The 14,376-nt window shown below is 73.4% G+C and carries 14 protein-coding genes; 8 read left to right on the top strand and 6 right to left on the bottom strand.

Going from position 1 to position 14,376, the window contains the following annotated elements; all coding sequences use genetic code 11:
• Positions 1-457 precede the first annotated feature (457 nt).
• Both VGR37_04000 and VGR37_04005 read left to right on the top strand, forming a co-directional pair.
• Entirely contained in the window at positions 458-2,788 is a 2,331-nt protein-coding gene (locus tag VGR37_04000; protein ID HEV2146558.1) for a prolyl oligopeptidase family serine peptidase, read from the top strand.
• Positions 2,789-3,050: 262 nt separating this feature from the next.
• On the top strand, positions 3,051-3,365 hold the full coding sequence (locus VGR37_04005; GenBank protein ID HEV2146559.1) for a hypothetical protein: 315 nt from the start codon (positions 3,051-3,053) through the stop codon (positions 3,363-3,365).
• 108 nt (positions 3,366-3,473) lie between these two features.
• On the opposite strand, the gene VGR37_04010 is transcribed toward VGR37_04005, so the two are convergent.
• Together VGR37_04010 and VGR37_04015 are read right to left on the bottom strand one after the other, a co-directional pair.
• Entirely contained in the window at positions 3,474-4,205 is a 732-nt protein-coding gene (locus VGR37_04010) for an MIP family channel protein (GenBank protein ID HEV2146560.1), read from the bottom strand.
• Complete coding sequence (locus VGR37_04015; GenBank protein ID HEV2146561.1) at positions 4,202-4,975, bottom strand: metallophosphoesterase family protein; 774 nt, start codon at positions 4,973-4,975, stop codon at positions 4,202-4,204. The genes VGR37_04010 and VGR37_04015 overlap by 4 nt, the downstream gene beginning before the upstream one ends.
• Positions 4,976-5,212: 237 nt before the next feature.
• On the opposite strand from VGR37_04015, the gene VGR37_04020 reads away from it, so the two are divergent.
• The 4 genes from VGR37_04020 (at position 5,213) to VGR37_04035 (ending at position 8,925) form a co-directional block, all read left to right on the top strand.
• Complete coding sequence (locus VGR37_04020) at positions 5,213-6,964, top strand: Ig-like domain-containing protein (GenBank protein HEV2146562.1); 1,752 nt, start codon at positions 5,213-5,215, stop codon at positions 6,962-6,964.
• Between the two features lie 5 nt (positions 6,965-6,969).
• Positions 6,970-7,620 (top strand): hypothetical protein, encoded by a 651-nt coding sequence (locus VGR37_04025; GenBank protein ID HEV2146563.1) that lies wholly within the window; start codon positions 6,970-6,972, stop codon positions 7,618-7,620.
• Between the two features lie 103 nt (positions 7,621-7,723).
• Entirely contained in the window at positions 7,724-8,209 is a 486-nt protein-coding gene (locus VGR37_04030; GenBank protein HEV2146564.1) for a GAF domain-containing protein, read from the top strand.
• A gap of 137 nt (positions 8,210-8,346) precedes the next feature.
• On the top strand, positions 8,347-8,925 hold the full coding sequence (locus VGR37_04035; protein ID HEV2146565.1) for an energy transducer TonB: 579 nt from the start codon (positions 8,347-8,349) through the stop codon (positions 8,923-8,925).
• Between the two features lie 28 nt (positions 8,926-8,953).
• Here the strand turns inward: VGR37_04035 and VGR37_04040 are convergent, their stop codons facing one another.
• The 4 genes from VGR37_04040 to VGR37_04055 form a co-directional block, all read right to left on the bottom strand.
• Complete coding sequence (locus tag VGR37_04040; GenBank protein ID HEV2146566.1) at positions 8,954-9,460, bottom strand: arsinothricin resistance N-acetyltransferase ArsN1 family A; 507 nt, start codon at positions 9,458-9,460, stop codon at positions 8,954-8,956.
• A 97-nt stretch (positions 9,461-9,557) separates the two neighbouring features.
• Entirely contained in the window at positions 9,558-10,973 is a 1,416-nt protein-coding gene (locus VGR37_04045; GenBank protein HEV2146567.1) for an NAD(P)-binding protein, read from the bottom strand.
• 82 nt (positions 10,974-11,055) lie between these two features.
• Complete coding sequence (locus VGR37_04050) at positions 11,056-11,595, bottom strand: MarR family transcriptional regulator (protein ID HEV2146568.1); 540 nt, start codon at positions 11,593-11,595, stop codon at positions 11,056-11,058.
• Between the two features lie 159 nt (positions 11,596-11,754).
• Complete coding sequence (locus tag VGR37_04055) at positions 11,755-12,258, bottom strand: LEA type 2 family protein (GenBank protein HEV2146569.1); 504 nt, start codon at positions 12,256-12,258, stop codon at positions 11,755-11,757.
• A 406-nt stretch (positions 12,259-12,664) separates the two neighbouring features.
• Here VGR37_04055 and VGR37_04060 point away from each other — a divergent pair, with 406 nt between their 5' ends.
• Positions 12,665-13,603, top strand: coding sequence for a ferritin-like domain-containing protein (locus VGR37_04060; GenBank protein ID HEV2146570.1), 939 nt, complete (start codon positions 12,665-12,667; stop codon positions 13,601-13,603).
• 12 nt (positions 13,604-13,615) lie between these two features.
• Positions 13,616-14,329 (top strand): DUF3618 domain-containing protein, encoded by a 714-nt coding sequence (locus VGR37_04065; protein HEV2146571.1) that lies wholly within the window; start codon positions 13,616-13,618, stop codon positions 14,327-14,329.
• Positions 14,330-14,376: the final 47 nt, after the last annotated feature.

A 14,376-nucleotide genomic window follows, 5' to 3' on the forward strand; every position in this document is an offset into this window, starting at 1 on the left:
CCCGGTGTCGGCGCAGGCGGCGAGGAGGCAGAGCCCGGCCGCCGTCAGGTGGCGGGCCCGCGGGGGGAAGGAGGGGTGCATGGTGGTCCCGGAGTGTGGGGTGAGCGGTCCTGGAGCAGGTGGGGCGCCCGGAACGGGCAGCGGGAGAAAGGGCAAGAGGCGGTCCCGGGCGCGCCCGTCCCCGGGCACGACAGGTAAGGCGTTGGGCGCTAAAGCGCTGCGGCGGAGAGGGGCATCGGCGGGCGAGCGGGAGTCGCGTACCGGAATGGTGCACTGCGCGTAGAGGCCGGGAGCGGCGTGCACCCATATGGTGCGTGCCGCAGCGCGCCGGGGGCGTCGTCGGGTGGCGTCTCCCGGCGGCTGCACCCGTCCCGGGGCGGCCGATGGGGATCCTTTCGCGGCGTCGTGCATACCAGGGACGACGTCCGTTCCCAGAACCACATCAACAGGACTGCCGATGCCACGCCGCTTCCCTCATGGCGCGACGTACCTCGCCGCGTTCCTGCTCGCCGCCCCGGTGTCCGCGGCGGCGCAGGCCGCGCGGCAGGCGCCCGCCGCCCCGTTCGACCTTTCGGTCGCCAGCATCATGCGCGGCGAGCTGCTCACCGGCCGCTCGCCCAACGAGCTGCGCTGGTCCGAGGACGGGCGCTGGCTGTACTTCCGCTGGCGCGACCCGGAGAGCCGCGACACCACGACCCACCTGTACCGCGTCGCCGCCGGGCGCACGGCCGTGCAGCGGCTGCCGGACTCCGTCGCTGACCGGACCGCCCCCGCGCTCTCGGGCGACTGGTCCGCGGACCGCAGGCGCCGCGCCTTCGAGCGGGGTGGCGACGTCTTCGTGGCCGAGGTGGGCGGGCGCGAGCGCCGCATCACCGACACCCCCACGCGGGAGCGCGGCGCCCAGCTCTCCGCCGACGGGCGCACCGTGTTCTTCCTCTCCGGGATCAACCTGTACGCGACCGCGGTGGAGGGCGGCCCCATCCGCCAGCTCACCGACGTCCGCGCCGACGCCGCGCCGGCGAACAAGGCGGCCGAGGGGCAGCGGAAGCAGATGGAGGAGCAGCAGACGGAGCTGTTCGGCGTGGTCCGCGACCGGGTGGCGGAGAAGAAGCACCGGGAGGCGCTCGACTCGGTCCGCACGACGGTGCGGCCCCTCTACATCGGGAAGAACGCCACCGTCGCGCGCGTGGACGTCTCCCCCTCCGGCCGCCTCGCCCTGCTGGCGGTGAACGACAAGGCGGAGGAGAAGCAGACGCTGGTCCCCAACTTCGTCACGGAGAGCGGGTACACCGAGCCCCTCAACGTCCGCTCCAAGGTGGGCGACGTGCAGGCGGGCCAGCGCCTGGCGCTGGTGGACCTGCGCACCGGCACGGCCACCTGGCTGGAGGCCGAGCCCAAGGACCGCAAGGTCACGCTGATGTCGCAGGGGTGGGCGCCGCGCGAGGACCGCGCGGTGATCGTGGCGATCCCCTTCGACTACAAGGACCGCTGGATCTACACCGTGGGCGAGGACGGGAAGCTCACGCAGGTGGACCACCTCCGCGACGACGCCTGGGTGGGCGGGCCGGGCCTCTTCACGGCCGGGTGGCTCCCGGACGGGCGGGTGTACTTCGTCTCGGAGCGCACCGGCCACGCGCACCTCTACACCGTCCCGGCCTCCGGGGGCGCGGCCACGCCGGTCACCTCCGGGAAGTGGGAAGTGACCGACGTGCAGCTCTCCCCGGACGGACGCACCTTCTGGCTCACCACCAGCGAGACGCACCCCGGCGAGCGGAACCTGTACGCCGTTTCCGTGAACGGCGGGCCCCGGACGCGGATCACCGCGCTGGAGGGGTGGAACGAGTCCGTGGTGTCGCCGGACGGGCGCTGGGTGGCCGTGATGCACTCGGTAGCGGACCGCCCCGCGGACCTCTTCGTCATGCCCAACCGCCCCGGCGCCCGCGCAGAGCGGGTGACGGAGTCCACCACGGCGGAGTTCCGCGGCGGGCCCTGGATCCGCCCGGAGGTGGTGACCTTCCCCGCGCGCGACGGGGAGCAGGTGTACGCCCGCATCTACCGTCCCCGGGAGCTGGGGGCGCAGCCCAACGGCGCGGCGGTGCTCTTCGTCCACGGGGCGGGGTACCTCCAGAACGCGCACCGCGGCTGGAGCACCTACTTCCGCGAGTACATGTTCCACCACCTCCTCGCGTCGAAGGGGTACACCGTCCTGGACGTGGACTTCCGCGGCTCGGCGGGGTACGGCGCGGCGTGGCGGACCGGGATCTACCGGCACATGGGGGGCAAGGACCTCTCCGACCACGTGGACGCCGCCCGCTGGCTGGTGGCGAACGAGGGGGTGGACCCGGAGCGGGTGGGGATCTACGGCGGCTCCTACGGCGGCTTCATCACCCTGATGGCCATGTTCACGGAGCCGGACGTCTTCCGCTCCGGCGCCGCGCTCCGCTCCGTGACCGACTGGGCGCACTACAACCACTGGTACACCAGCCGCATCCTGAACCAGCCGCAGGACGACCCGGAGGCGTACCGGCGCTCCTCGCCCATCTACTTCGCCGAGGGGCTGAAGGGCGACCTGCTGATCGCGCATGGGATGGTGGACGTCAACGTGCACTTCCAGGACGTGGTCCGGCTGTCGCAGCGCCTGATCGAGCTGGGGAAGACCAACTGGGAGATGGCCGTCTACCCGGTGGAGGACCACGCCTTCGTCCGCCCGGACTCCTGGACCGACGAGTACCGCCGCATCCTGGAGCTGTTCGAACGGACCCTGCCGCCGGGAGCGCCCGCGCGGTAGCCCTCGCAAAATACATGTCCGGTAGTAAGCGCAAGGACCCGGCCGCATGGCCGGGTCCTTGCGTTTCCTGCGGTGTCTTGCCTCTCGCGCGGAGCTCCCGGCCCGCATCGTCCGCGGGTCTGTCGGCTCTGATCTATCCCGTTCGCATGTATGGGTTTAACGGTCGGTTCGCGACCGCGTTTCTGGCCCGGCCCTTGCATTCCTGTCGGCCTACCAAGAAGAGACCCGCAGCGGACGGGACCCGGCGTCCGCAGGACCATAGATGAGCGAGGAGACGACCATGAACCGCATCCAGAATCTGATCGAGTCGACGCTCCCGCAGCCCAAGGGGCCGTTCACCGACGCCGAGGCGCTGGAACTGCTCATGGCGTACCGCAAGGACCCCTCTAACGTGCCCTGCCCGCGCTGCGGCCCGGAGCAGATCGAGGTGCTCGCCTTCATCGAGCCGGAGATCGACCCCAACGGGTTCGCCTCCGTGACGGATCCGGAAGGGGAGTACGCGGCGGCGCTCTACTGCCACACCTGCTCCCGCGCGGTGGGGATCCTGGCCGGCGCCACCCACGACTCGGAGATGTGACCCGGGCGCGGATGCGGCTCGCGGTCTGCACGTCGGTAGCAACAGCGAAGGGGAGCGGCCGGGCCGCTCCCCTCGCGCTTTCTGGTCGGCGGGGCGGCGCGCCCCCGCCTACTCCGCCGCAATCGGGCCCTCCACGCCCAGCGCCACCCCGCGGGGCACCGTCGCCGCGGAATCCGCGGGGCGGAGGAACTCGTAGGTCCGCGCGGCCGCGAGCATCCCGGTGACCGGCGCCACCCAGTAGATCCAGTGCCCGGCCCAGATCCAGCCCGCCACCGCCGGCCCCAGCGAGCGGGCCGGGTTCATGGAGGCGCCGGTGAGGGGTCCGCCCATCATGGCGCAGAAGCCCACCGTGAGCCCCACTGCGATCCCGGCGAAGCCCGGAGCCACCCGCGCGTCCGTGGCGACCGCCATGATGACCAGCATCAGCACGAACGAGAGGAGCCACTCCACCCCGAGCGAGCCTCCCACCCCTACCGCCGGGAGCGTCGCGCCGAACATCCCGGCCGGGCCCAGCACCGCTCCCAGCGCCAGCGAGGCGGCCACGGCGCCGGCGCACTGCGCCAGGACGTACGGGACGACCTCGCGGGCGGGGAAGCGCCCGACCGACCAGAAGGCGAGCGTGACTGCTGGGTTGATGTGCGCCCCGGAGATGTGCCCCAGCGCATAGATCATGGCCAGCACCACGAAGGCGAAGGCGAGCGCCACGCCCGCGTGGCCCACGACGCCCTCCGTGTACGCGTTCACCATCGCCGCGCCGGGACCGATCAGCACCAGGAAGAAGGTCCCGATCCCCTCCGCCAGCGCGCGCCGCATCCCGCCCCGCGCCGCGCTCCCGCTCACGCGCCCCCCGCCGCGGCCGGCGCCGGCTTCCCGCCCGTCCGCAGGTACTCCGCGAAGTCGTCCGGCAGCCCGCTCGCCCGGATCCCCTGCATCGCCCGCTCCAGGTCGTACTCCACCCGCACGAGCTCCACCCGCGGCTCGTCGCCGCTCACGTCCAGCACGGCGTAGCCGGCGCGCCAGTCGCCGTCCTTGGGGCGCCCCACCGAGCCGGTGTTGACGAAGTGGATCCCGTCCACCGTGCGCCGCCACGGCCGGTGCGTGTGCCCGAAGCAGATCACGTCCCCCGCCCGCGCGCCGGCCTGCTCGGCCATCTTGAGGCAGAAGGCGTCGTCGCGGTCCTCGGTCCAGTACAGCGTGTTCAGCGTGGGCGTCCCGTGCACCAGGACCACGCGGGGCCCCGGGAGGTGCCCGCCGCGCGGCCGCAGGTCGATCCGGAAGGGGAGCGAGCCCAGGTAGCGCCGGGTTTCCGCTGACACGTGCCGCCGGGTCCAGTCGTAGCTCAGGTGCGACAGCTCCTCCTGGCGCGGATCCTCGTACTTGCAGCCGCAGTGCTTGTAGTCCGTCGCCACGGTGGAGTCGTAGTTCCCGGCGACGCCCGGGATGCCGTGCTCCCGGATCCGCGCCACGGTCTCGTCCGGCCAGGGCGCGTACCCCACCAGGTCGCCCAGGTGGAAGACGGCGTCGGCATCGCCGCGGGCGCGGAGGTCCTCCAGGACCGCCTCCAGCGCGGGGAGGTTGGCGTGGACGTCGGAGATGAGCGCGTATCGCATGGGCTGTCGAAGGGTGAGGGGGCGCCGCGTCAGGCGGGGACGGCGCAGCAGCAGATGATAGGATGGAGGGAACGGCTGGGTCAACCGTGCGCAGGACAGCAGGTGGGGTGAGCGTGTCCAACCGTGCCGGAGTGGCGCGGGGGTGGCGCGGAACGGGGAGGGGTGACGAGCCCTGCCGGGCGAGCGTCCTTGAAGGGACATGACGCCTTTGCGCCGCATTCCCGGATCCGCACTTCGATGAATTCCAGCTTTCTCCGATACGGCATCGCGAAGGCGTTGCTGGTCACGGCATCGCTCCTGCTCTCCCTGGGCGGGTGCGACGACCCTGCCGGCCCGGCCGTCGCCTCGGTCGAGGTGACCGCCCCCGCGCCCGTGGTGCCGGTGGGGAGGACGCTTCAGCTCACCGCGGCGGTCCTCGACCCGAGCGGAGGGGCCCATACCGGCAAGGTGCGCTGGTCTTCGAGCGATCCATCCGTCGCCACCGTGGATCAGGCCGGCGTCGTGGAGGGGGTGAAGCCGGGGCGGGTCAGGATCGCGGCCGCCGCGGGAGGGAAGAGCGGCGAGGTCGAGCTCACGGTCACCTCGATCGCGTCCATGACCATCCAGCCGCCCAACGACTCGCTCTTCGCGGGGAGCACATACCAGCTTGCCGTGCGGGTACTGGATGGGCGCGGGGCTCCGGTGTCTGCCCCGCCGGTGGCGTGGAGCAGCTCCGACACGCTGGTCGCCAGGATCATCCCCGCGCCGAGCGCGTCGCGCCCCGCCCTGCTCGCCGTGCTGAAGCCGGGGGAGGTCACGATCTCGGCGGAGAGCGAGGGGGTGAGGGCCACCGCCACCTTCACGGTCCACCCGGCTGATTGGCTCTACATCTCGAGCTATCCTCCCCCCGTTTCGATGGCGGTCGGCATCGGTGGTACGGCGAAGCTACATGCCTCGTTGCGGGACCGGGACTCGAACCTCATCCCGGGCCGTCCGATCCGCTGGTCCAGCTCGGACCCGGGGGTGATCTCCGTGACCGACGACGGGGTGATCCGGGGACTCGCCCGCGGGACGGCCACGATCACCGCCTCCGCAGAGGGCGCGCGCAGCGCCTCGTTGCTGGTCCATGCCGAGCGCGGCTACGCCGCTACTCGCCTCCCACTCGAGCCCACCGACCTCGGCGAGAAGGGGCAGGTAGCCGGACGCGAGTACGTGCCGGGCTCCGGATACCGGCCCGCCCTCTGGGACAACGGAAGAATCGTCTGGTCCGGGCCGTTGGCGAGCGGCGTCCACCAGGTGGTGGTGAACGACAGCGGACACGTGGCGTGGAGTCGGACCCCGCTGCCAGGCGGCCAGGCTCGGGGGTTCGTTTGGAAGGGGGCAGAGATCGTGGAGATCGCTCCGCCCGACTCTGCCGTGCACCTGTACGTCACGGGGATCAACCAGCGGGGCCAGGTGGTGGGATACTGGTCGCACGACCCGGCCCCGTCGCTCACCGGATCGACGGGGAACGCGTTCCTCTGGGAGGACGGCCGGCTCACCGACCTGGGGCGCTTCGGGGGCGAACGCGCGGTGGCGAACGGGATCAACGGCCGCGGGCAGATCCTGGTCACCGTCTGGCCACAGCCCCGCGTGCTGCTGCTGGAAAACGGGAAGCGGACGGATGTCGCGTCGGGCGAGGGGGTATCCATCAACGACCACGGGGACGTAATCGTGCAGCAGGGGGGGACTTCCCTGATCCTGCGCCACGGAGGGTCGATCGAGCTCCCCGCCGGCCACCGCTCGTCCTTCCACGCGAGCGACGTGAACGCCGGGGGCCAGGTCGTCGGGTATCACAGCTCCCTCAGCGGGCTCCAGGCCTTCGTACGGCGGGACGGCCGCCTCTACAATCCTCGCTCTCTGATCCTGGACGGCCCGGACCGCGGCCATACGCAGGCCGCAGCGATCAACGACGCGGGGCAGCTCCTCGTGCGCGCCGACGAGTGGCTCCTGCTGACGCCGGTCCCCTGAGCCGCATGCCGCGAGTGGTCTGCCTGGAGGGCCCGAGCGCCGTGGGGAAGACCTCGCTCGCGGCGGCGCTCGCCCGGGAGTGCGGCGCGGCGGTGGTGCCGGAGCTGGACGCGCGCGGGGCGCCTCCCGTCGCCTCCTCCGCGGGCTGGTTCGCCGACCGGCACGCGGAGCTCTGGCGGGCCGCGGTTGAGCAGACGCCGGACGCGCCGTTCGCCGTGCTGGACGGCGATCCCTTCAAGGGGCTCTGGTACAACTGGATCTACGCCGGGGACGGGTGGCCGGGGCCGGACGCGGTCGCGCCCGCCTATCGCTCGCACCTGGAGCGCGGCACCCTCGGCTTCCCCGACCTGTACGTGGTGCTGGGGGCCACGGAGGCCCACCTCCGGCAGCGGCGCGCGGACGACCGCACCCGCTCGCGGCGTGGCTTCGAACGGCACCTCCGGATGGTCGGCCCGCAACGGCGGTACTTCGTGGCCCTCCAGGCGGCGGCACCGGGCCGCGTCGCGTTCGTCGAGTCGGCCGACCGGGAGGCCCTCGTCGGCCGGGTGCTGAAGGCGCTGGAGCGTCTCCCGCCGGACCCGCCCGACCCCGTGCGCCTCTTCGACCGCATGGTCGAATGGGTCCGCTCGCACTCCCCGGCCGACCCCGCGGGCTGACATGCCTGGGCAAAGGTAGAACGGATCTTGCGGCCCGGACCGGCGTGTCCGTCCGGGCGGCGAGCCGTCCGTCCGTTTCCGTTCGCCGAGAGCCGCGTTCGCTTTGCCACACCCTTCCCGCGACCTTGTCGAGGCCTTCGAGCTGGTGCTGACGGAGGCGGGCATCCACCCTGCGCTCGCGTTCCTGAACGCGCGCACTTCCCACCGCTTCACCGGCATCTACCGCCTGGACCCGCCGGTCCTGCGCAACGTCCGGCTCTACGACCGGGAGAATCCCGAGCTGGAGATCGGCGCGGACGCCGCCATGCGCGAGACCTACTGCTCCATCGTGGGCGAGACGTGCGCCCCCTTCGCCACCGCCGATCCGCGGCTGGACGAGCGGCTGGCCGAGCATCCGGCGCGGGAGGCGACGCTGGCCTACTGCGGCGTCCCGCTGCGCGACGAGCGGGGGAACGCCCTGGGCACGCTCTGCCACTTCGACGTCGTTCCCCGCCCGGTGGACCCGGAGGCCCCGGCCGTCCTGGAGGCCGCGGCGCCCCTCCTGCTGCACGCCCTGCGGGAGGAGGGGGCCTTCCCCTCCGCCCCCTGACGGCCGCAGATTGGTCCGCTCCGTCCCGGCCGGTGACGGAAAAGGTCCGCGCCGCGTCTGTACACGCTGCCGGGTGGGCTCCTCCCGCCCCGAGGCGCCCCGCCGCCGGTCTCGCTCTCCTCTCGCCACCCGTTCCGATGCGATCCACGATCCTCCCGTTCGGCGCGCTCCTCTGCGGCCTCGCGCTCACCCCGGGCGCCGCGATGGCGCAGGCCGCGCCCACCGCTCCCCTCATCGGCGCGTACCCTTCGTGCGCGGCGGAGGGAATCTCCCGGGTGGCGTTCACCATCCCGCCGGGGCAGACGCAGGCGCAGGTGGAGAGCACGTTGCGGCAGACCGGGGCCTTCCCGGCCGGGACGGAGATGACGTTCTTCCCCTACGGCGGGGTGCCCCCGCTGCGGAACCAGGAAGAGATGAACCGCAGCTTCGGGCGCACGGTGCGGCGGCTCCTCCACGAAGGCTTCCGGATCGACGGGACGGTTTCCGTACTGCTCCAGGTGAACGCCGACGGCACGGTGGAGAAGGTGACGCCGAACAGCGGAAACCGGGGAGTGGACAGCCAGCTCCGGGCGCTCTGGAGCAAGGCTCAGCTCGAACCGCTGGTGATCGGCGGCTGCCGGGTGGCGGCGTGGCTCCAGGTGCCCATCGCCTTCACCTCCGACTGGGACATCGAGGCGCGCCGCATCAAGGCGAGGGCGGGAGAGCCGCCCAGGTGAGGCGCCCGGTCCGCGACGTCGGCCGACCTCAGCCGTCCCGCTCCCCGAGCAGCCGCTCCACGATCACCACGTCGCGCCACTCGCCGTCCAGCCTGCCGTGCCGCTCGTACACGCCCACCCGGTGGAAGCCGTGCCGGGCGCAGAGGGCGAGCGAGGCGGTGTTCTCCGGGAAGATGCGGGAGAGCACCTTCCACAGCCCCGCCGCCTCGCACGCCGGGAGGAAGGCCGCCATGAGCGTGTCGCCGATCCGCCGCCCGCGCGCCTCGCCGGCCACGTACACCGAGAACTCCGCAATCCCGGCGTAGCACTCGCGCGGCCGGTACGTGGACGCCGCGATCCACCCCGCCACCGCGCCCTCCGCCTCCGCCACCAGCACCGGGTGCCGCGGCTCCCCGAGCCAGGCGAGCACCTCGTCCGGGGTGCGCTCGCGCGTCTCGAAGGTGGCGCCGCGCCCGCGGATCCCCTCGTTGTAGATCTCCGCCATCCGGGGCGCGTCCGCCGCCGCCGCCGGCCGTACCCGCACCTCGCTCGTCATGCCGCCTCCGCGGAAAGGGTGAGCGCCGCCGTCTCGTGCCGCCCGGCCGCGGATGCGGCGCCCCTCATCGACCCGGGCCTTTCCGCCTCCCCGGCGCTCACCCGCAGCATCCGTCCTTCGGCGTTCCGCCGAGCGCCGCCAGCCCGGGTGCCGCGGGTGTGGAGGCGCATGCCGCGCCGATCCCGCAGGAGCCCGCGACCGGGGCCGGCTCGCCCTCCTCAGCGGTGGAGCAGCAGGCGGGCTCGCCGGGGTCGGTGGAGCAGACGCCCGTCTCGGGGAGCACCAGCTCCACGGCGCGCGCCCCCTCCAGGTCGCCGGTGAGGGCGCAGACCACCGAGCGCACCTGCTCGTAGCCGGTGAGGAGGAGGAAGGTGGGGGCGCGGCCGTAGCTCTTCATCCCCACCACGAAGAAGTCCGCCTCCGGGTGCCGCAGCTCCTCGAAGCCGTGCGGGTACACCGTCCCGCAGCTGTGCACGTTGGGGTCGATGAGCGGCGCCAGGCGGACCGGGCTCTCCAGCGCCGGGTCCAGCGCCAGGCGCAGCTCGCGCAGCATCTCCAGCTCCGGGCGGAAGCCGGTGGCGGCCACCACCTCGTCCACCGGGCCGACGACGCGCTCCTCGCCCTCCACCACGATTCCGCGCTCCCCGGGGGTCAGCCGCTCCGTGCGGAAGCCGGTCACCAGGCGCACCGCCCCGGTGTCCACCAGCCGCCGCAGGCGCGCTCCCAGGCTCCCGCGCGCCGGGAGGGCGTCGCGCTCGCCTCCCCCGAACAGCAGCCCCGGCTCCCGCCGCCGCACCGCCCACACCACCTCCGTCCCCGGCGCCTCGCGCGCCAGGGCGGCCAGGTCCAGGAGGGCGTTGAACGCGGAGTGCCCGCTCCCCACCACCAGCGTGCGCCGTCCGGCGTAGCGCGCCCGGGCGCCGCCGAGCACGTCGGGGATCCCGTAGAACACCCGGTCCGCCAGCTCCGCCTCGCCCTCCGCCGGTAGCCCGCCTGCGCCGAGCGGGTTGGGCGACGTGTACGTCCCGGAGGCGTCGATCACCGCGCGTGCGAGGACCCGCTCCCGCCGGCCGTCCGCCGTCTCCGTCACCAGCTCGAAGGGGGCGGCTTCCCGCCCCGCCGACTTCAGCTTGTCGAAGCCCCGGCGCGACACCGACACCACCTGCCGTCCCAGCCGCAGGTGAGGCGCGAGCCGCGGGAGCGCCGCGAGCGGCTCCAGGAAGCGCTCCACCAGCTCGCCGCCGGTGGGGAGCGCGTCCGGGTCCGGGAGCGTCCACCCGGCGGCCTCCAGCATCCCGCGCGAGACCGGGTCCGTGAGGTACTTCCACGGGGAGAAGAGGCGCACGTGCGCCCAGCGGCGGATCGCGGCCCCCACCGCCTCGCCCGCCTCCAGCACCAGCGGCGTCTCGCCGCGGGCCAGGAGGTGCGCCGCGGCGACCAGGCCCACGGGGCCGGCGCCGATCACGGCCACGGGAAGGGTGCGGCGGGTCTCGGGAGAAGGGATCGCGCGCATGGTCGGCTCCGGGAAGGTGGTTGTTAACGGCAACTATCGCGACGAAGGAAGCCCCCGTGAACGGGGGCGCGAAAAGGCCGGCTCAGCCGATGGTGCAGCAGGCGCCGCCGGAGGTGTCCACCCGGGCCGCCGCGGCGCGGGCGAGCTGCCCGATCAGGCGGGCCATGGAGGCGCGGACCTCCGGCGCGAACTCCGCGAGCAGCTCGCGCTCCTGCGCCAGGATTTCGCCCTCGATCCGGGCATGCAGCGCGCGCCCCTCCGGCGTGGCGACGAGGTGCAGGGCGCGCCGGTCCTCCGGGCTCTCCCGCCGCTCCACGTACCCCTTCTTCTGCAGGGCGTCCACCACCCGGCTCGCCGTGCTCTTGTCCAGGTAGAGCCGGGCCGCCAGCTCGTTCAGGGTGAGCGGGCCCTCAAGGACCACCGCCTCCAGCGCGTAGCACTGCGTCACCGACACGTCGTAGCAGCAGATGCGGTCGCGGTCGCGGAACTGGTAGACGCGCACCAGCTCGGTGAGCGCCCGGTGCAGCTCCGCGGTGTCCGACTCCAGCCGCTCGTCGGTGCCCGCGATCGGGAGGGACCTCCCGCGGCTCCGCCTCGATCCGCCCGTCGCCTGCGTCGCCATCGTGCTCTCTTCCTGGTGCCGACGGTTGTCGGTTGCAACCGTTCTCCCGGCAAGGTAGTTGTCATGTGCAACCGTTGTCAAGCATCCCGCCGCGAAGAGCCCCTCCCCCGCACCCGGGGAAGGGGCTCCGCCGCGCCTCCTGCTCCGCGATGCGGCCGGCTATCTCGCCACCCGCACGTCCCCCTGCAGCAGCGTCATCGGCCCGAAGCTGGGCTGGCCCAGCACTCCGGCGTCCACGCCCACCGTCCCGTCCAGCTGGTAGCGGACCGGCCCGCCGGTCACCGCCCGGGTGAGGGTGTTCGCCAGGCCGGGAACGTCCGCGAAGCTGACGCTGATCTCCAGCGGCACCAGCGCCTCCTGGCCGGGCTGCAGCGGGACGCCGAGCGGGAAGTCCACGCGCGCCGCCTGCTGCCCCTCCAGGAGGAGGCCGCCCCGCAGCGTGGAGAGGGTGATCCCCAGCGGGTTGGGGTTGGACACCCGGGCGTAGAGCCGGATGGCCGCGCCGCCGAGCGGGCGGCCGGGGGCGGGCCCCAGGAGCCGCAGCTCCTCGGGCCGGTCCTCCGCCACCCGGAAGGTGGGCGGCTGGATCACCTGCCCCAGGGTGGCGCATCCTGGGAGGAGGGCGAAGAGCAGCAGCAGGGCGCTGCGTCGAAGTGCCGGCATGGCGAATCTCCCTGTTCCGCTCCGGGTCGCGGAGCGCGTTCTGTAAGCGTCTATGCCGCAAGCGGATGCGCCCTCCGGTACGCAACGCGTGTGCCCGGTCCCGCCGGGCCCGCCCGGTGCGCCCGGAACCCGCGCCCCCGCTGGAGAACACGCTCCGGCGGTGCCGCGGCGCGCCCGCGTGGCTTCCGCGTGCCCGCCCGGAGTGACCCATTCCGGGGACAGCGGCGGTCCCCCGCGTGCGGCGGCGCGGGAAAGCGGAGGAGCCGGCTGGAATGGATACTGCATCGGCCTGACCTTCCCCGGGGGCTGCGGACCGCAGTGCGCGGGCGTTCCCGGGCACCAGGGGACCGGATCGGGCGCCGCTCGCGGCGCGAACCCATCACTGCATCAGCGCAAGGAGGGAAGGTTGGACACTCAAACGACCGGTCAGGCGGGGAGCCGGACTCCCCCCACATCCGAGATCCTGGACGGCCTGAACGACCTCCTCCAGCTCGACCACGACGCGGTGGGCGCGTACGAGATCGCGATCGACAAGCTCCAGGACCGTGACCACGCCAGCCAGATCGCCGGCTTCAGGCGCGACCACGAGCGCCACATCACCGAGCTCAACGAGGCCATCCGGGGGCTGGGCGGCACGCCCAGGAACGAGCCGCACGCCACCGGGCCCTTCAAGCAGGCCCTGCAGAGCCTGGGCGGCCTCGCCGGAGACAAGGGGGTGCTGATCGCCTGGCGCACCAACGAGCTGCTGGTGCGCACCAAGTACGACTCGTACGCGGCGAAGGCGAACTTCTGGGGCGACAACCTGAAGCGCCTGGTGGACCGCAACGCGCTCGACGAGGAGCGTCACTACGAGTGGGTGACCCGGGCGCTCGAGGCCATGGGTGTGGGCACGGCCGAGGGGCTGGAGCAGGACGTGGCGACCCGGATGCGCGAGCGCAGCCAGGGCCCCAGCACCCTGGACACCGTGCGCGAGCGGGTGGGCGAGGTGACCGGGCGTGTCGGCGAGGTGACGGGGCAGGCGCGCGAGCGGGTCGGTGAGGTGACCGGCCAGGTGCGGGAACGGGCCGGCGCGGTCCCGGGGCAGGTGCGCGAAGGGGTGGCGGGCGGGCTGGAGTCGGCCGCAAACCGCATCTCGCACCTGGTGGACGACCAGCAGGGCGGCGGGCGCATGGCCGGCGTGGCGGGGAGCGTGGCCGGGGGGATGGAGAGCACCGCGCGCTTCGTGCGGGAGGGGAACATGCAGGAGCTGCGCAGCGACTTCGAGAACCAGGTCCGGCGCAGCCCCGTGCAGACGCTCCTGGCCGTCGCGGTGGCGGGTTTCGTGATCGGCCGGATCCTTCGCTAAAGGAGAGCGCAAATGGCTGAGATTCGCATGGATCGCGAGGGGTCCACGACGCCCCACTCGGAGCTGCACCGCCCGGAGAACGTGAGCGGCACGCACCCCGGCGACCGTCTCCCCGCGGGGCACGCGCTTCCCGGGGGTACGCCGGCGAGGACGGACCCCGGCGCGGTGGTCTCCGACGACCCGCAGGCGGTGCGCGCCGAGATCGAGCACACCCGCGAGCGCATGTCCGAGACGATCGACGAGATCGAGGGCGTCCTGGCCCGCAAGAAGGAGCGGATCCAGGAGCGGCTGGACGTGACGGCGCCCATCCGCGAGCGCCCGCTCCCGGCCGCGGGGATCGCCTTCGGAGTCGGGCTGGTGCTCGGGCTGCTCACCGGCGGCGACGACGAGGAGGAGGAGCGCGAGGACCGCTCGCGGAGCCACTCGCTGCGCATGGACCTGGGCGCGGACGTCTCCCGCCACGACGACCGCGCCGAGATGTGGGAGAGCCGCGCGCGCCGGCTCCTGCGCGTGGCCCGCGAGCAGGAGGAGAAGATCCGCGACCTCCAGGAGCGCTACGGGAACCTGTACGCCGAGGACGTGGAGACGCGCAGCTGGGAGGACGACGAGGCCGCGGCCGGCGAGCTGCGCTCCAGCGTCGGCAGCCTGCGCGACACGGTGCTGCACGGGATCACCGGGATGCTCACCGACGCCTTCCGGCAGATGGGATCGAGCCGGCCGGCGTAGCCCTCCGGAACCTCGACGGCGGGCCGGCGCTCGGATTGGCGCCGGCC

It is taken from the genome of Longimicrobiaceae bacterium, from assembly GCA_035936415.1.
In the GTDB taxonomy this organism is placed as follows: Bacteria; Gemmatimonadota; Gemmatimonadetes; order Longimicrobiales; family Longimicrobiaceae; genus JAFAYN01.